This window comes from Bacillus sp. FSL W8-0640 (assembly GCF_038007725.1).
In the GTDB taxonomy this organism is placed as follows: domain Bacteria; phylum Bacillota; class Bacilli; order Bacillales; family Bacillaceae_G; genus Bacillus_A; species Bacillus_A cereus.
This window is the reverse complement of sequence record NZ_JBBOXT010000001.1, coordinates 640,143-657,432: the sequence shown is the minus strand read 5'-3', so window position 1 is coordinate 657,432 and position 17,290 is coordinate 640,143. Positions and strand designations below refer to the sequence as shown.

The window sequence follows — 17,290 nt, the reverse complement described above, 5'->3', positions numbered from 1 at the left end:
TACATACATGCTAAGAGCTATTTTTTATTTTCATTGCTGTTCCTACTAATGATAACAACCAATTCCTTCCCTACTATAAAATTAAAAGATTTGATGAAACACCTTTATTAAAACAGCTAACGTAACAGATGCAGCAAATCCCCCTAGACAAATTAAGCTTACCCCTTGACTATATGACAAATTTTGAAATGATTTCATTACTTCCATCCTCCCTATCTCCCCTTTGATACTTTTATTTTACCAATGGGAAAAATCTCATAACATCGATTTCTCTAACAACTAACTTACAAATTTGTAAGTTAACATCTTTTCAACTTATATATCTAGTATTTCCACAAATAAGAGTCATTTATACATAAAAAAAGACCTCAGTTATACTAAGGTCTTCGTTACATTCTATTTCATTTTATAATCATCACCGGACATTTCACTCGTTTTGCTATTTTATGACTTACACTTCCAAGCACCATTTCTTGCAGTGTATTGAGCCCTCTACTTCCAGCAATGACAAGATCTATATCTCCTGTATTTACATATTGAACAATTGTATCTCCAGGATCACCATGTAATATCGTAATTGTATAAGAAATGTTCTCTTTCTTTAATAAACCTTCAATCTCTTTTAATTTATCTTTTCGACTAGCCGATATTGTTTCTAAATCTGTTTGACCTTGTATAATATCTGATTTTGCCGTTCTATTATCTACTACGTACACAACTTCAACATTTGTTTCTTCGCTACATTTCGCAATATATGTTGCATGCTCTGCTGCTCGAAGTGCATGTTCAGAACCGTCACATGCTAATATAATTTGTTTGTACATATGCTGAATCCCCTTTTCGTTATCCTACTCGTATTATATAATAAAGCCCCCTAAAAAGGAGGCTTTTAACTAGCAATTCTTTTATTATAAGTCGCTAAATTTGCAACAAGTTTTGAACTACGTTCATTTAATCCTGTTATAGTTACTTTCACACCACTTTGTTCATACTTCATGATAACTTTATCAATTGATGCCACTGCTGAATCATCCCATACGTGCGCATGAGTAAAATTCATTTCAATTTCTTTTACATCTTCTTTAAATGAAAAATTATTTATGAAATCGGCTGTAGATACAAAGAAAAGTTGACCGTGAATTTCGTATATTTTCTTATTTTCAATATATAAATGTTTCACGTGAATCTTTTCCATATTGAATGCAAATAACACCGCACTAATTACTGTTCCGATAATTACACCTAATGCTAAATTATGTGTAATTAGGACAATCACAACTGTTACGATCATAACAAATGCGTTTCCTTTTGGTACTTTATGAATTGTTGTTACAGAGTTCCAATCAAACGTTCCGATTGAAACCATGATCTTTAACAAGCGTTACCATTAATAATGCCATTGCACCTGTTGCAACTGAAATCATCCCAGTTCTTCCGCCAACAAATGAAATGGTAACTGCAATACAAAAGGCTGCGTATAACCCAACGGTCGGATCCACACCAGCGATAACAGAGAAGGCTATCGCTTCAGGAATTAATGCTAAAGCAACGACAATTCCTGATAACACGTCCCCTCTCACATTAGAAAACCAATCATTTTTTATCGTTTGAAACAAAATACCACTCCTCTACTCCTTTATCATTTGATTTTCTCCATAAGAAAATCTAGCCGACTGCACGAAGGCTATTATATAACGAGTAGAAGATTTTTTACTATGTAAAAGTTTCCTAAAGAAAAAGACGCTATATCAGTAGCGTCTTTACTCATTTCATTAATGTCCACCGTGTCCTTGACCACTTTCCTGAACAATTTCTAACCTCTCATCTAGTATTCCTTGTGTTTCAAATGAAATATCACTCGTACTTCCTAATAAGAAACCGTGATTATATGGTCCAAGTGTTGGATCATCTTTAAACTTCGGCTGAATAGTAGCAAGGAAGTCATACACTGGTTGTGAAGCTTTACCTTCTTCTAATAATACAACAGGTGCATGTTTACCCATATGTGAAAAAGGTGCCCCAGCAACTGCTAAATCTGGTGTTTTACTTGAAACAAATGATAAACCGTGACCAGGTTTTGTGAATCCCCAGCCAAATTTTGTTTTTTCATCTTTAAATTTAGCGAACGCAATCGAGTTTTCTGTAGGGGTCTCTCCACTAATACGCGTTACTTTCCCGTATTTGCTTAGCTCTTTTTCTACTTCTTTTGAAACAATTTTTTCTGGCCCTAATACATATATATTTGCTTTATCTTTTCTCATTTTTAATGCCTCTATTGTCGCTTCTGGCACTTTATTCTTTTCTGTATAGAGTAGTGGTTCCGGCATATGAGAAATCCAATTTACAGCGGGGGTTGTATATAAACGTCCTTCTTCTGCAGACGAACCGATAATAACACTATTTGGGTAGCTTCCTGTTATATCGGCATACTCCTTATCAACATCCTTCGCAAATATAACTGGGTCCGTTTCTTTTATTTGTTTTACTTTATAACCTTTTAATTGTTCAAGCGCGCTAGTACCTACATCTCCCATCACCATAATTTGTGTTCCATCTTTCGTTCCGATTGGATTTAATCGTTTTATTTCTTTTAACGTCATTTCCGGTATCTTTTCTTTTTCTATAAATAAAATCGGCCCGTTATTCGGATGATGAATAAGATCTGCACTCGCAATACCTAATTGCCACTCGCTTACTGGTACTAAAATAACAGCACCTGGCTGGTTCTCCTTATGAGTTGCTGGCCATATCGTTTGCGAAGTTAATACTGCCATTTTTAGGGGGTCATTTGTATTTAACCTCGTCACATTTTTTAGACTTGTCGTTAATAAATCATTAGATGCACCTTCGTTCATTTCTTTTGGCGCCGTTACCTCCTGATTCATTTTCATTTCCTTTTGCTCTGTTTTCTTCTCTTTTGTAGATTCATGGTTTTTATGGTCTGTATTCGTTTGTCCGCATGCAGCAAGACCAACTGCTGTAATTATTGTTATCCCAAAAATTCGGGTCATTTTTTTCACTATACCGCCTCCGTATTAATCATTTTTGAGCCAATATGATTACCTAAAATGTAATTTCAACTCCACAATAACAAGCAATTCTGAAGAAATTATGCAGACGCATCATAATCTGCACCATTTCTTCATGATTTTGCATTACACTTTAAGTAACGATTATAAATATGGAGGGCTCTCTATGATTGATATACTGCTCGTAGACGATGAACCGAGAATGCTTGAATTATTAACGCTTTATCTTACCCCAATTGGATATAACTGCGTATGTGCGACTTCAGGAGAAGAAGCTATTTTACATATAGAAAATCGAAACTTTAAATTTGTTTTACTCGATATTATGATGCCAAAGATGGACGGATGGGAAACCTGCAAAAAAATCCGATCTTTTAGTAACATTCCTATTATTATGGTTACAGCTCGTGATCAAACAGTAGATGTCGTTCAAGGATTAAAACTTGGAGCCGATGATTACGTAACGAAACCTTTCCATGAAGAAGAACTTTTCGCAAGAATTGAAGCCGTTTTAAGACGTACAAATGAACATAAACAAATCCAATATCACGGTATTGTATGGGATGAAACAAAACACTTCGTTTCTGTCCATAGTGAAGAACTCCTTCTCACACCAATTGAATTTTCTTTACTCGGATTATTTTTACGCCATGTGAACTACGTATTAAACCGTGATCAGCTCATCGAACGAATTTGGGGATTAAACACAAATACAGAAGATCGCACAGTCGATTCGCATATTCGTAATTTACGTGATAAATTGCGAAAAGCAAATTTCCCTATTGATCATCATTTAAAAACCGTGTATGGAGTAGGTTATCGATGGGTTGATACTGAACAGTAAGGGGCAAAATGATGAAACGAATTTCAATTCAATTCGGATTTTATTTTTTAATTGTTACACTTTTAATTGAAAGTGTTCTCTTTATTTTGCTCTATTATAGTCTCGTAAACACTAGAGTAAATGAAGAAATGACAGCTTTATTAAAGCGAGGAAATAGTCATCGAGATGTACTTGAAAAATATTACGATGAGCAAACCATCTCTCACGTAGCATTAATGGAATCTGAAGCTGAAACAACTGTCGTTATTACAAATACAAATAAAGAAGTGCTAGCTAAATCTAACGAAATAAACACGACTATAAAAAATCACATTAGTAGCATGCAGACTCGAACAGACCATAACGGAGCGATTATAGAAAATCATTGGAAAACATCTAATTATATATGTACAGTTAGTCCTATCATAGTAGCTGGAAAACATGAAGGGTATGTGTATATGTTTCTTGGAACAAAATCCATTGAAAAGTTGGTAAATGGATTAACGAAACAATTCATTATTGCTGGCGCCATCACGTTTCTACTCACAGTCATCACAATTTTCCTATTATCACGTTTATTAACAAAACCATTGTTACACATGAAACATGCAACTGAAAAAATGAGTAAAGGCGATTTGTCCGTTTCATTAACGACTACTCGAAATGATGAAATTGGTGAACTAGCATCATCTATCCAGACGCTCGCAAATGATCTACATTATATGAAAACAGAGCGAAGTGAATTTCTAGCAAGTGTTGCTCACGAATTACGAACACCATTAACATACGTAAGAGGTTACGCTGACATTGCTTTAAAAGAGACCACATCTCCTGAGCAACGTTTGCGATATTTATCTATTATAAAAGATGAGTCTGATTACATTACAAACTTAGTTCAAGATTTATTTTCACTTGCACAAATGGAACAACATAACTTTTCTATTCAAGTAAAGGAAGTACATTTACACACCTTCCTTACTCGCATAGCCGAAAAAGTTAACGCTATGTATAAAGAAAGGTACATTAAAGTTTCTTTCTCTTGTCCTCCTACACTGGTAGTAAACTTAGATGAACAGCGATTTGAACAAGTTATAATAAACATTTTAAATAACGCTTATAGGCATTCAAAAGAACATTCTCATATAAACATTTCTGTTACAGAAGAACATAGACGTATTTTCATTACAATTGAAGATGAAGGCGAAGGTATTCCGCCTGAAGACCTCCCTCACATTTTCGATCGTTTTTATCGAGTTGATAAAGCGAGAACACGAGCTACAGGCGGAACTGGTTTAGGACTATCTATCGTAAAAGAAATTGTAGAACTACACGGCGGAAATATTACTGTAACGAGCGAAGTCGATTATGGGTCTTGCTTTATAATTTCATTACCATCCATAAAGAAACACGACTATCATCAATAGTCGTGTTTTTTATCACTTTACTTTATAATATAAATTTACAAATTGCCCAAAACGTTTCGTATCCGTTAAAGTTAAATTAATTTCCGGGTTCTTGTCTTGAAATAACGGAACTCCAGAACCTAATATGTGAGGTGTAATCGTAACAACATATTCATCAATTAGATTATTCTTAAAGAACTCTCTTAAGAGACTCCCTCCACCGACCATCCATATTTTAGATCCTTCTTGTGCTTTTAACCTTTTTGTAAACTCCACTACATCTTCATTTACAAACTCCACGTGTTCGTTTGAACCTTTTTCTGAGTTAGAAAAAACATAACATTTTTTATCTAAATACGGCAATGGTTCTATATGCTCTACTACATAATCATACGTTCTTTTTCCCATAATTATTGTATCAATAGTTTCGTACATTTCTGTATAACCGTTATCTCCCTCTCCTTCGGTTTCCATTAACCACTGTAAATCATCATCTTCTTTCGCAATATATCCATCTAAGCTCGCCGCAATAAATAAAACTATTTCACGTGACATATTTTTTCCTCCTTATACCTCATCTTGATAACATTATGATGTAAACAATATACTAACAATAAAACACGACAATTTATGTCATGTTTAAAAAGAAAAAAGGTGATACATTTGTCAAAAGCTAAACGCTTATTAGATATTCTTATATTTGCTTCTGCGAAAAAAGCATTTACAGCTCAAGAAATAGCCGATGAATTTAATATTTCTGTTCGTACTGTCCATAGATACATTTTAGATTTAAGTGATATGGGATTACCCATTTACGCTGAACAAGGTCGCAACGGAGGATATAAAGTATTAACGAATAGAGTAATTCCACCTATTTTATTTACCGAAGAAGAAGCAGTCTCTATCTTTTTTGCCTTTCAATCTTTAAGCTACTACAGAGACTTGCCTTTTAACACAGAAATAAATTCCGTTACACATAAACTATATAGCTCCCTACAACATGATGCGAAAGCTAAAGTTGACAAAATACGTTCTTATATCGCCTTTTGGAATCCGAAAAGAACAATTGAGACACCACTTTTAAACGAAGTGTTAACAGCGGCTATTGAAAATAAAAATTTACACTTTCAATACGAATCTAAATCAAGGATCAAAACAAAACACGTTCATCCTATCGGTGTATATGCGCATGATGGTTTATGGTATTTACCTGCTTATGATTTTAATGTAGAAAAAACATTACTGTATCGCGTCGATCGTATTCTTTCTATATTATCAACGGAAGAAAATGAAGATACATTCATGAATTTAGAAGAGTGGTTTGCCTCTAACTCTCACGTAGTACATAATCCTACTCAGTTACATGTTTTACTGTCAACAGAAGGCGTACGCCAATGTAAAAGCGTGCCTTACCTTGAAGAATTCGTTGTAACAAACGAAAACGGGACAGGATATATACATTCAACAATTGATAAAGGAGAAATCAATTTTATTACCCCTTTATTTTATAGACTCGGAAAAGATGCAAAAGTTTTAGAACCGATAGAATTGATAGATGGTTTACGTATGCGTGCGAAAGAAGTTTTACATATGTATGAAGACGAAAAAAGCTGCTAAATATAAGCAGCTTTTTGTGTATTTGTTCCTATCGTTTTGACTGTTGACGAATATCAATCCACCAACGATATGACGCATTCATATTTTCAGTACTTCCATTCCCTCTGTAATGGAAAGCATCCAAAAAGATTGAATCTAGTTTATCTTCATCTACAAAGTAACCTAAGTTAACTTTTACCGTTTCTCCTGGTCGGATACTGCCAATATTGTAGAAGCTTTTCCCATCTCCGTGAGGCTCTAAATAATCAACTTCTCCCGTCATAATACGCGTTGCATCCATTCCCTCTTCTTTAGCGTATTTCCATGCATTCCCTTCAAATTTAAGCTGCTTTATGGATGGATGCATATAGATTTCTTCTGTCGCCTGTTTACCAATATTTCTCACTGTTGTTGTCAAGTAGACAAATTTAACATTAACTAATTGCGAATCTACTAATGTATCAATTGAATCTTTACCATTCCCTAATTTATATACATCCCGTCTGTACGATAGCAGTTTTCCCGTCTGATCTAAAGCCTTCTTCTTGCTTAATATCCCTAGGCCAAGTTCATTAAAGTTCTCTTGTTTAAAATCTTTAATCGAATCAAAAACTTCAACTTTTTCTATCACATATTCAATTTGGCTGTTATCCATAGATATCGTTACTGGAACCTTTTGCCCTATATGAAATAGTCGTTTGCTATCTTTTTTCAAAGGAATCACTTTAGATTTTTTAGGTTCATCTGCTTGGCTAAAATACTTTTTATCATAATTTGATATATGTGATGCCTTTTCTTTTGACGTGGGCTCAAGTGAAATATTCCCTAAGACATCTATCATTTGTTCTTCATTTATATCTGATCCAATAAAACTTTCTAACATAATCCCTTCTTTCTCAAAAAAGAGAAAGACCTTCCTATCAAACATTACATTGTTGTTTCCAGTTTCTTTATGAACAATTACTGCTTTCTTGCCACCTATCTCTTTTTCTTCGTAGCTTTTTGAATATAAAGTTTGAAAGTCCGCATTTTCCCCTACTCTCCAAAGACTAAATGAAAAGCCTCCATTTGCGTCATTATCTTTAAAGGAATATTTCATAGCAGAGTCATCAATTGCTTCCATATTTTCTGGTAATTTATCGATTTTCAGCTTATACCACTTATCAGCCTTTTTCGAGTCCTTATTTGTTACTGAAACATTTACTTCATAATTTTGTTTTTGAACGATCATATTATAGACCTTTACTGCTCCAAAAACGGTTGTCGGCATGCCGATCAATAAGCAAGCAGCAGCGATTAACATACGATGTCTTTTACGCTTTTTCAGCGGTTGTCCATTTTGCGGCTTCATTTCCTCCATAAACAATTTCTTTTTGCGCGTATATGTATGTGAAAATTCATGTTGTTCTTCAAGTTTATCAAAATCATCTAAAGCAATTTTTTCAGCAAGTTCATATATTTCTTTGGAGTTCTTTGAATTCGTCATGTTGTATACCTCCTATCATATTTTGGACTCGTTTTCGAGCGCGTTCAAACTGCTTGCGGACATTTGCCTCGGTTATCCCCATGACACTTGAAATTTCTTGATACGTTAAGTTATAGAAGACTTTGTACTTAAACACCTGTCTATTAGATTCGTTTAACTCTTTTAGCAATGCATCAATTTGAACCTCAGACATTTTACGTTTTTCCCACTCTTCAATATTTTCATCTACTGCTTCTGTTGATTCTCTTTCATATTCTTCTAAAAATGTTTCATGTCGTTTGTTTTTCCGGTAACTATCAATCGCCTTGTTTTTCGCGACCCTCAAAATGTAGCGTTTAAGCTCTTGAGTAGCCAAGCTATGGAGCTTTTCCAAGTTCTTATAAAGAGTAATAAACGTCTCTTGAACCGCATCTTCAGCCTGTTGAATATTATTTAAAATAGAATACGCTACATAATAAATCTTTTGTTCATACAACTCATATAGCTCTTCCATCTTTTCATAATCGTTGTTTGTAACTTTCATATAATTCCTCCTCTCACTCTATATAACGAATAAGCGCTATACTTTGTGACACTGCAAAATCTTTTTATGTATAAAATTTAATAATAGAATAAACAAAAGCCCAATTTCTCTATTTTAACTGAGAAATTGGGCTTTTTAATATTAGAATTTTCCTGACCGCTACGCCTTTTCAGTAAGCAGCATATGCTCTATCGCTTCTTTTAACAAATTCTGTGTCTCTTCCAAGTTATGATTCTGCTTTTCTCCTGGTTGTACCATATAAAACTCAGCAAACGAACGCTCTTTATATCTTGGTACGACATGCATATGATAATGTGTTAACTCGTTAAATACTCCACCATTTTGACAAACTGTAACTCCGTCAGGTTTATATACTATCTTAATCGCTTTTGCAATAAGCTTAGAAGCATCCATAACGGATTTTGCTACAACATCATTTAATTCATCTACTTCTACAACATGTTGCTTTGGCACAATTAAAGTATGTCCTGGGTAGAAAGGCGCATGATCTAAAAAGCAAGTTACATAATCATCTTCATATATTTTATATATAATTTCCTCTCCGCCTGCTAATTTACACCCTAAACATTCCATCATATTTCCCCCTTTATTAAAAACATAAAAACGTGAGAGCCGTATTCTCACGTTTTTATGTTTCATTTTATTAGTTCAATTGTTTCCGTAACCTTTATACTATCTTTTACAGATTGAACAATCGTACAATTTTTCACTGCAAGTTGCAGCGCCTTGTCCAGCTGCTCTTCTGTAATATTTTGCGCTTTAATTTTATAGTGCAAATGAACACTTTCAACTGGCTTCGATAACGCTTCACTTCTACCAATTTCAGTTTCGATTGTAAACGTATCGTATGGAATACGTTTCTTTTCTAAAATCGTTCGAAAGACAATTGCACTACACCCTGCGATAGAAGAAACGAGTAATTGTAACGGTGAATAACCGTTTTCTTTTCCAATCGCTAATTGACCATACGATAAATCTGCTTCTATATCATCGTGTTTGATTGTTAGTTTCATTTGTTTTTTCCATCTCCACTTTCATCGGTTTCTGCCGTTTCTTACTAATATAATAATATATATAGCAGAAAATGATAAATGGAATACCACAGTATAACGCCATTCTTTGTTCTGGAATAAACGCTAAACTAATAACAACGATACTATTTGTAATTAAAGCTAAAATTGGAACGATTGGGTATAGTGGTGTTCTATACTTTAAGTCCTCTAACTTTCCTCCGCCTTTTATATACTGACTTCTAAAGCGAAGTTGCGATAAAGCAATAATGATCCAACTTGAAACAGCTGATAAACCAGCTATAGATAATAAGTACATGTATACTGTATCTTCTGCAAGGAAGCTTGTTAATAAAGATAAAGCAGCTACAGCAATTGTTACAACTAACGCTGTAATTGGAATACCACGTTTATTTACTTTTTGGAAAGACTTTGGTGCCATTCCTTCATTTGCAAGTGACCATAGTATACGAGTTGCCGCATATAATCCTGAATTCGCTACAGATAGTAACGCTGTAATAATAACGAAATTCATAATATCAGCTGCATACGGAATACCGATTTTATCAAATACGACTACGAATGGACTTTCAATTACGCCAGCTTCTTTCCAAGAAATTAACCCTACTAAAATCGTCATTGTTAAAATGAAGAATAACATAATGCGCCATACTGTATTACGGATCGCGCGTGGAATTGTTTTTTCTGGATTTTCACTTTCTCCCGCTGCAATCCCGATTAACTCTGTTCCTTGGAACGAGAAGTTAACTGTAATCATCGTAAGTAATACGGCAGCTAGTCCATTCGGAAATAATCCACCATCGCTTACAAAGTTAGAGAAAAGAGGTGCTGCTTCTTTTCCGTCATATGATATAAACCCTAATAATGCACTACCACCAAGAACAACAAAGGCAAGAATGGTAACTACTTTAATACTAGAAAACCAAAATTCTAATTCAGCATAACTTTTTGCCGAAATTGCGTTTGAAGCATATAAAATAACACCGAATACAAGGCACCATACCCAAACATCAACATTTGGAAACCATCTTTTCATCATTAAACCTATTGACGTTAATTCTAGACCCACTGTTACTGCCCAGCCAAGCCAGTATAACCAGCCAATCATAAAGCCCGTTCCTGGTCCAATAAACTTCGTTGCATACTTTTGGAAAGAACCTGAAACTGGCATTGCTACCGTTAACTCTCCAAGACAAAGCATTGTTAAATACATAATAAATCCGCCTACTAAATATGAAAGGATGGCTCCCCCTGGTCCAGCCTGATTAATGGTGTAACCTGAACCTAAGAAGAAACCAGTTCCGATTACACCACCAAGTGCGATCATAAATAAATGTCTACTCTTCATCGTACGATGTAATTTCTCATTCGTTGGTTGCTGCATCTAAATCCTCCCCCTACCAATACCCCTATATCTTGTTAAAATTTTCTGATAATAAAAATATACACGAAAGCGATTACATTTTCTATATAAAATTAAAACTTTTCTGATAAAATAATATAAAAATCGAATTATTGCAAGATTTAGATTCTATTTAGAGGAAAATAAGGAGAAACAAGGAAAAAACCCTTACATATATTGTAAGAGTCAACGAAGTTCTAATCTTCTCGATAAAATTGATAAACTATAATTTACGATAAAGTACATACAAGCTACTAATATAAATGTTGGAATCATGTAATTCACATTTTGCCCGCTAATAATTTGAGCATTATGCATAAGCTCAGGGAGTGATATAACAACCGCTAGCGACGTATCCTTCAGCAATGAAATAAATTGACTGACAAGCGGCGGAACCATTCTCCTTAATGCTTGTGGCAAAATAATATGCCAAAGCGCTTGCACATAAGTTAATCCCGAAGATCTTGCGGCTTCAACCTGCCCTTTTTCAATAGACAATAAACCACTTCTAACAATTTCAGATATCATTGCTGCCTCAAATATTGTTAAAGCAACAATTGCAGCTGTTATAATTTCTAATTTCAAGCCTGCTTCTGGAAGTGCAAAATACGTGAAAAATATAATTAACAGTAGTGGTAAGTTTCGAATCACTTCAACTATAACTCCTAATATTTGTGAGACGACAGGTATTTTCGTGTAGCGCAATATACCGATTACACTTCCAATAATAAAACTAAGTACAATTGCTATGAGCGCTACCTCTAATGTTATAAGTAATCCTTTTAATAAAAATAGAATATGATCTCCTGTAATTGCTCCCTTGAAATCCATTTACACCGCCTCCTTTGCTAAGCGTTTTTCTAAATAACGCACTAGCATACTGAGCGGAATTGTTAATATTAAATAAAACATCCCGACAAATATATAAACATCAAACGTAACAAACGTCTTCGTTGAAATTAAATCTCCTTGATACATTAAATCAGCACCAGCAATAATTCCAAGTATTGAGGAGTTTTTAACTAAATTGAGAAACTGGTTTCCTAAAGGGGGAATTACAATTTTCACTGCTTGGGGTAAGACAACATAATACATCGCCTGCACATACGTTAGCCCTGAAGAGCGGGCAGCTTCCATTTGCCCTTTCGCAACTGATAAAATACCAGCGCGAATTACTTCTGCAATAAAAGCTGCCGTATATACCGTAAGCGTAACTGTTCCTGCTACAAAACCATTTAAAGTAATTCCTATTACAGGTAAAGCAAAATAGAATATAAATGCAATTAATACGAGTGGAATATTTCTTACAAACTCCACAAAAGCTGATCCTATCCAATTTAAAATACGAATAGGTGCAATACGCATTACTGCCAAAATTACTCCTAAAATAAAACTGCCTATCAATGCAATTACACTAGACATAACTGTATATTTAAATCCTTCTAAATACATATCAATGTTATTCGTTAATATAGAAAAATCAGGCACATATTCTCCCCTCTTTCTTTACAAGAAGAGGATGAGCACTCTCATCCTCTCACTTTTACTATCTACTTTTCTGGTTTTTGTCCAATCCACTTCTCATATAATTTGTCATACTCCCCGCTTGCTTTCATGTCTTTAATTAAAGTATTAATCTCTTTCGTTAAATCATCTGCCCCTTTTTGCACTGCAATTCCGTATGGTTCATCTGTGAAAATTTTTCCTACTACTTCATAATTAGAATCTTGTTTTGCCATTCCGTAAAGGATCGCATTATCTGTCGTCAACACATCACCTTTACCTGCCTTTAACGCTGTAAATGCCTCACTATAATTTTCAAACTCTAATACAGTCGCTTCTGGTGACTTTTGACGAATGTTATTTGTAGATGTTGATCCTTTTACAGCTAATACTTTAACGCCTTGTTTTATATCATCGACACTCTTAATATTGCTTCCTTTTTTCACAAGTAACGATTGTCCTGCTTTAAAATATACATCTGAAAAATCCACTTCTTTTTTGCGTTCTTCCGTAATTGTCATTGTTGCAATAATTGCATCAATATCACCATTTTTCAGCATTGGAATACGTGTTTTAGACGTTACTTCTTTCAGCTCTAGCTTCTTTTCATCTCCAAGAATCTTTTTCGCAAGTGCCTTCGCGACATCAACATCGAATCCTTCTACCTGCCCTGTTGAAGGATTTTTTAATCCAAATAAATTCGTATCATTCTTCACCCCAACTACTAATTTCCCTCGTTTCTTAATTTGCTCAACAGCCCCGCCTTGCTTCGTATTTGTTTCCTTTGCCTCATCTTTCTTACTTCCGCAACCAGCAACAACAAGCACGAATAAACATGAAAATACGATTAAAGTAAATAATTTTTTCATTTTAAGCATGAAATTCCTCCTCTAATGATTTAGCACCCGACTTAAAAATAAACGAGCTCTTTCTTGTTCAGGGTTTGCAAAAAAGTGCGCCGGTGTTGTATCTTCAATAATTTGACCATCATCCATAAATAAGATCCTATCTGCTACCTCTCTAGCAAATCCCATTTCATGCGTGACAACGACCATTGTCATCCCTTCTTTAGCCAGTGCTTTCATAACATCAAGTACCTCTCCAATCATCTCTGGATCAAGAGCAGACGTAGGCTCATCGAATAGCATAATTTCCGGCTGCATTGCAAGTCCTCTAGCAATTGCCACCCGTTGCTGTTGTCCTCCGGATAATTGATGCGGATATACATTAGCCTTCTCCGGGATTCCTACTTTCTCTAAATAAAACATTGCTGTTTTCTCTGCTTCTTCTTTGGAAACTTTATTTACTTTAATCGGTGCTAATGTAATATTTTGCAGAACCGTTTTATGTGGATATAAATAAAAATGTTGAAAGACCATCCCAATATTTCGCCGCAATTCATTCATGTCCGTTTTTTTATTGTGTACCTCTGTATTTTGTACAATTAATTCTCCATCTGTAATTGCCTCTAATTGATTTATACATCGAAGCAATGTACTTTTTCCTGATCCTGAAGGCCCGACAACTACTACCACTTCGCCTTTTTTCACTTGCACATTAATATTTTTCAAAACTTGAAAGTTACCATAATATTTATTTACATTACGAAATTCTATCAACATACTCCCCCTTCCCCTAACAATGCATGTACATTCTTTTTATATTCAAAAATAGTCCCAAAAATAACTTTTAGCTTCAATTTGTCCATAAAAAAAAGCAAAGAGTTTCCCCTTTGCTTCTTCATTTCTATTCTGTTAAGATACTTCTTCTTTCTTATCTTTCCCGTATTCATGCTCCCAAAAATCAGCATTTTTAATTCCTAATGGCCCTGGATCGAATACTGGATCTTTTCCTTCTTTTTTCTGTTTTTCATAATCCTTTAATGCGACTAATGCAGGTTTTTGTAATAGTAAAATCGCAATGATATTTACCCATGCCATAATTCCTACCCCAATGTCGCCTAAAGCCCAAGCCGTTGCTGCTGTTTTTATACATCCATAGAATACAGCTCCTAAAAATACAAACTTTAGTACCATAGACATCCAAGGACGGTCTTTATCACGATTTAAGTACGCAATATTCGTTTCTGCAATGTAGTAATACGCCATAATTGTTGTAAACGCGAAGAATAATAACGAGATTGCAACGAAACCGTTTCCAAATCCAGGGAAAACAGATTCTACCGCCGCCTGTGTATATCCTGGTCCTGGCTGAGCACCATTTAGTTTATTAACGATAAAGTTTTTTCCGCTTGCATCAAATACGTTATACATGCCTGTAATAATCATCATAAATGCTGTTGCTGAACAAACAAATAATGTATCAATGTAAACGGAAAATGCTTGCACTAAACCTTGCTTAGCTGGATGTGATACTTCGGCTGCTGCTGCTGCGTGTGGTCCAGTCCCTTGTCCTGCTTCATTGGAATAAATACCACGTTTTACCCCCCAAGAGATTGCTAAACCGATAATACCACCGAAAGCAGCTTCTAATGCAAATGCACTTCTTATAATTAACATAAATGCTTCTGGCAATTTTTCAATATTCATAGCAACAATGACGCAAGCTACTAAAATATAGCCTATTGCCATAAAAGGTACGACAACTTGCGCTACGTTAACAATTCGCTTTACTCCACCGAAAATGATAAGAGCTAATACGACAACTAATATAGCCCCTGATACGGTAGTATTAATACCAAAAGCCGTTTCTAAACTTACAGCAATACTATTTGCTTGTACGCCTGGTAGTAAAAGTCCTGTTGCAAGAATTGTCGCTGCAACGAATACTAAAGCATACCATTTAACTCCTAGACCTTTTTCGATGTAATAAGCAGGTCCACCACGAAACTGCCCTTGATGTTTCGTCTTATATATTTGCGCGAGTGTTGATTCTACATAAGCTGATCCTGCCCCTAAAAAGGCTACTGCCCACATCCAAAATACAGCTCCTGGTCCACCGAATGCAACCGCTGTTGCTACCCCAGCGATATTCCCTGTCCCAACACGTCCTGATAACGAAAGTGCTAACGCTTGGAATGAAGAAACACCAGCCTCTGATTTTTCTCCTTGAAATGTCAGCTTCACCATTTCTCCTACGTGCCTTACTTGTAAAAACTTCGTTCGAATAGAAAAATATAAACCTACTCCTAAACATAAATAAACAAGTGCTGGACTCCAAACAATATTATTTAACCAATTTACGAAAGTTTCCAACATTCCCCCTCCTTCTTTATAAAGAATATTCAGAATATATATAAAATTATAAGTGCATACCGAATCTAGGACAATATTATTTTAATAAAGTAAACATATTTTTGTATAAAAAAACAAAGTATATATTTGTTTTATATACTTTGTTTTAAACTAAATGTATTATATATTCACAATTGCTTCTCTTTTAATAATTCTTTCGTATAGCTCTTCTGATAATTTCAAGAAGTTATCAGGCATATCTTTCCCTTTAAACTTCTTCTGAAGCGTTCCATATAAACCTATATCACGTAAACGTAAAAATAGTGGCAACGATTCATACCAACTATCCGCCAGCCTGTGCTCATACTCATATCCTTTTCGTAACACTTGTAACTGTTTACGAGCAAAATCTGTCTTCTCTTCTGCTGTCCACGGTGTAAATAGAACAGAGTAATAAAGAACCATCGCTAAATCATGTATAAAGTAATTATAAGCTGCATCATCAAAATCAAAGATTGTTAACTCTTTACCATCATAATGAAAATTACCTGGATGAATATCCCCGTGCATAAGGCCGAACGTTTCTCTTTCAATTGAAAGAGCCTTTATCTCATTCATTAATACCGCAGCGATTTTTTTCACTTGATCATCTTCTAGTTCATTAACAATCCCACTCTCGTCTTCTTCCCACGTATCACGATAGTCTGTTTTAGGATATTCCATTGTAAGGCGATGCAGTTGCCCAATCGCTTTTCCCCATGCTTCAAAGAGAGGCTCGCCCCAATAAGGCGATTCCTCTCCTTTTACTTGCTCACCTTTTGCATATGTAAATAAAGAAGCGGAAAAGAACGTTCCATCCTCTGCTACGATTTTTTCTACGAGATTTCGAGACGTTGAATAAAGAGGTCCTGCTACCTTTGCCCCATTCTCCGCAACATATCGTAAAAAATCTAGTTCGGCCTCTACCTCTTGTTTAGAACGATGAGAAGAATGTGTTAAACGTAATACGTAATCTTCATCATTATCACCCTTCGCCTTAAAAATATAATTCTCAAAATCTCCAAGTGGCTTTTCTTCCACTGTTACATGAAACAAATTCGCTGCTCTTTTTAAAATCTCTTTCGTAAAAACACGTTCTACAGCTATTTCCATATATATCCCTCCTATATATCTTCTTAATTCGACACAAATGTTAGAAGTACTGCTATGAAATTGAATAATGCACAAAAGACAATGTAACGTAACCTTCAATCCTCTTTTTTTAAAATAATTCAAGCAT

18 protein-coding genes and 1 pseudogene are annotated in these 17,290 nt (G+C 35.0%); 3 read left to right on the top strand and 16 right to left on the bottom strand.

Annotated features, from left to right (window positions below; translation table 11 throughout):
* Positions 1–81 precede the first annotated feature (81 nt).
* The 4 genes and pseudogenes from N2V80_RS03335 to N2V80_RS03320 form a co-directional block, all read right to left on the bottom strand.
* Positions 82–198, bottom strand: coding sequence for a DUF4027 family protein (locus tag N2V80_RS03335; RefSeq protein WP_000834733.1), 117 nt, complete (start codon positions 196–198; stop codon positions 82–84).
* A gap of 203 nt (positions 199–401) precedes the next feature.
* A complete protein-coding gene (locus N2V80_RS03330) occupies positions 402–824 on the bottom strand; it encodes a universal stress protein (protein ID WP_000277998.1) in 423 nt (140 codons plus the stop codon).
* Between the two features lie 65 nt (positions 825–889).
* Positions 890–1,616 (bottom strand): annotated as a pseudogene (locus N2V80_RS03325) (SulP family inorganic anion transporter).
* A 156-nt stretch (positions 1,617–1,772) separates the two neighbouring features.
* Positions 1,773–3,020 (bottom strand): cell wall-binding repeat-containing protein, encoded by a 1,248-nt coding sequence (locus N2V80_RS03320; RefSeq protein WP_061655596.1) that lies wholly within the window; start codon positions 3,018–3,020, stop codon positions 1,773–1,775.
* 175 nt (positions 3,021–3,195) lie between these two features.
* Between N2V80_RS03320 and N2V80_RS03315 the strand changes: the two genes are divergently transcribed.
* Together N2V80_RS03315 and N2V80_RS03310 are read left to right on the top strand one after the other, a co-directional pair.
* Positions 3,196–3,873 carry a response regulator transcription factor gene (locus N2V80_RS03315; protein WP_000565484.1) on the top strand — a complete coding sequence of 226 codons (678 nt, stop codon included), beginning with the start codon at positions 3,196–3,198 and terminating at the stop codon, positions 3,871–3,873.
* 11 nt (positions 3,874–3,884) lie between these two features.
* Positions 3,885–5,276: a sensor histidine kinase gene (locus N2V80_RS03310; protein WP_000822532.1), complete on the top strand. Its 1,392-nt coding sequence runs from the start codon at positions 3,885–3,887 to the stop codon at positions 5,274–5,276.
* A 12-nt stretch (positions 5,277–5,288) separates the two neighbouring features.
* Here N2V80_RS03310 and N2V80_RS03305 read toward each other — a convergent pair whose 3' ends face one another.
* A complete protein-coding gene (locus N2V80_RS03305; protein WP_061655595.1) occupies positions 5,289–5,810 on the bottom strand; it encodes a dihydrofolate reductase family protein in 522 nt (173 codons plus the stop codon).
* Positions 5,811–5,885: 75 nt separating this feature from the next.
* On the opposite strand from N2V80_RS03305, the gene N2V80_RS03300 reads away from it, so the two are divergent.
* The gene (locus N2V80_RS03300; RefSeq protein ID WP_119781844.1) at positions 5,886–6,872 is read left to right on the top strand and encodes a helix-turn-helix transcriptional regulator; all 987 of its coding nucleotides are present in this window, start codon (positions 5,886–5,888) and stop codon (positions 6,870–6,872) included.
* A gap of 28 nt (positions 6,873–6,900) precedes the next feature.
* Here N2V80_RS03300 and N2V80_RS03295 read toward each other — a convergent pair whose 3' ends face one another.
* From N2V80_RS03295 to N2V80_RS03245, 11 genes are all read right to left on the bottom strand, one after another.
* Positions 6,901–8,337: a DUF4367 domain-containing protein gene (locus tag N2V80_RS03295; RefSeq protein WP_061655594.1), complete on the bottom strand. Its 1,437-nt coding sequence runs from the start codon at positions 8,335–8,337 to the stop codon at positions 6,901–6,903.
* Positions 8,303–8,860: an RNA polymerase sigma factor gene (locus N2V80_RS03290; protein ID WP_061655593.1), complete on the bottom strand. Its 558-nt coding sequence runs from the start codon at positions 8,858–8,860 to the stop codon at positions 8,303–8,305. Before N2V80_RS03290 ends, N2V80_RS03295 begins: the two co-directional genes overlap by 35 nt.
* Before the next feature lie 159 nt (positions 8,861–9,019).
* Positions 9,020–9,454: an HIT family protein gene (locus N2V80_RS03285; RefSeq protein WP_061655592.1), complete on the bottom strand. Its 435-nt coding sequence runs from the start codon at positions 9,452–9,454 to the stop codon at positions 9,020–9,022.
* 62 nt (positions 9,455–9,516) lie between these two features.
* Positions 9,517–9,894, bottom strand: a complete 378-nt coding sequence (locus N2V80_RS03280) for an OsmC family protein (RefSeq protein WP_000778834.1) — start codon at positions 9,892–9,894, stop codon at positions 9,517–9,519.
* Positions 9,869–11,296: an amino acid permease gene (locus tag N2V80_RS03275; protein ID WP_001187113.1), complete on the bottom strand. Its 1,428-nt coding sequence runs from the start codon at positions 11,294–11,296 to the stop codon at positions 9,869–9,871. Before N2V80_RS03275 ends, N2V80_RS03280 begins: the two co-directional genes overlap by 26 nt.
* A 204-nt stretch (positions 11,297–11,500) precedes the next feature.
* Positions 11,501–12,145, bottom strand: a complete 645-nt coding sequence (locus tag N2V80_RS03270; protein WP_000345955.1) for an amino acid ABC transporter permease — start codon at positions 12,143–12,145, stop codon at positions 11,501–11,503.
* Positions 12,146–12,802: an amino acid ABC transporter permease gene (locus N2V80_RS03265; RefSeq protein WP_001112667.1), complete on the bottom strand. Its 657-nt coding sequence runs from the start codon at positions 12,800–12,802 to the stop codon at positions 12,146–12,148.
* 62 nt (positions 12,803–12,864) lie between these two features.
* Positions 12,865–13,695 (bottom strand): glutamine ABC transporter substrate-binding protein GlnH, encoded by an 831-nt coding sequence (gene glnH, locus N2V80_RS03260; protein WP_000916491.1) that lies wholly within the window; start codon positions 13,693–13,695, stop codon positions 12,865–12,867.
* Positions 13,696–13,707: 12 nt separating this feature from the next.
* A complete protein-coding gene (locus N2V80_RS03255) occupies positions 13,708–14,439 on the bottom strand; it encodes an amino acid ABC transporter ATP-binding protein (RefSeq protein WP_050552230.1) in 732 nt (243 codons plus the stop codon).
* A gap of 132 nt (positions 14,440–14,571) precedes the next feature.
* A complete protein-coding gene (locus N2V80_RS03250; RefSeq protein ID WP_033689169.1) occupies positions 14,572–16,032 on the bottom strand; it encodes an alanine/glycine:cation symporter family protein in 1,461 nt (486 codons plus the stop codon).
* A gap of 159 nt (positions 16,033–16,191) precedes the next feature.
* Positions 16,192–17,163, bottom strand: a complete 972-nt coding sequence (locus N2V80_RS03245) for a phosphotransferase enzyme family protein (protein ID WP_061655591.1) — start codon at positions 17,161–17,163, stop codon at positions 16,192–16,194.
* Between the last annotated feature and the right edge of the window lie 127 nt (positions 17,164–17,290).

Bases quoted from the DNA above. Each gene is read 5' to 3' on its own strand.
- N2V80_RS03335 (WP_000834733.1), bottom strand. From the start codon at position 198: ATGAAATCATTTCAAAATTTGTCATATAGTCAAGGGGTAAGCTTAATT.
- N2V80_RS03330 (WP_000277998.1), bottom strand. From the start codon at position 824: ATGTACAAACAAATTATATTAGCATGTGACGGTTCTGAACATGCACTT.
- N2V80_RS03315 (WP_000565484.1), top strand. From the start codon at position 3,196: ATGATTGATATACTGCTCGTAGACGATGAACCGAGAATGCTTGAATTA.
- N2V80_RS03310 (WP_000822532.1), top strand. From the start codon at position 3,885: ATGAAACGAATTTCAATTCAATTCGGATTTTATTTTTTAATTGTTACA.
- N2V80_RS03305 (WP_061655595.1), bottom strand. From the start codon at position 5,810: ATGTCACGTGAAATAGTTTTATTTATTGCGGCGAGCTTAGATGGATAT.
- N2V80_RS03300 (WP_119781844.1), top strand. From the start codon at position 5,886: ATGTCATGTTTAAAAAGAAAAAAGGTGATACATTTGTCAAAAGCTAAA.
- N2V80_RS03295 (WP_061655594.1), bottom strand. From the start codon at position 8,337: ATGACGAATTCAAAGAACTCCAAAGAAATATATGAACTTGCTGAAAAA.
- N2V80_RS03290 (WP_061655593.1), bottom strand. From the start codon at position 8,860: ATGAAAGTTACAAACAACGATTATGAAAAGATGGAAGAGCTATATGAG.
- N2V80_RS03285 (WP_061655592.1), bottom strand. From the start codon at position 9,454: ATGGAATGTTTAGGGTGTAAATTAGCAGGCGGAGAGGAAATTATATAT.
- N2V80_RS03280 (WP_000778834.1), bottom strand. From the start codon at position 9,894: ATGAAACTAACAATCAAACACGATGATATAGAAGCAGATTTATCGTAT.
- N2V80_RS03275 (WP_001187113.1), bottom strand. From the start codon at position 11,296: ATGCAGCAACCAACGAATGAGAAATTACATCGTACGATGAAGAGTAGA.
- N2V80_RS03270 (WP_000345955.1), bottom strand. From the start codon at position 12,145: ATGGATTTCAAGGGAGCAATTACAGGAGATCATATTCTATTTTTATTA.
- glnH (WP_000916491.1), bottom strand. From the start codon at position 13,695: ATGCTTAAAATGAAAAAATTATTTACTTTAATCGTATTTTCATGTTTA.
- N2V80_RS03255 (WP_050552230.1), bottom strand. From the start codon at position 14,439: ATGTTGATAGAATTTCGTAATGTAAATAAATATTATGGTAACTTTCAA.
- N2V80_RS03245 (WP_061655591.1), bottom strand. From the start codon at position 17,163: ATGGAAATAGCTGTAGAACGTGTTTTTACGAAAGAGATTTTAAAAAGA.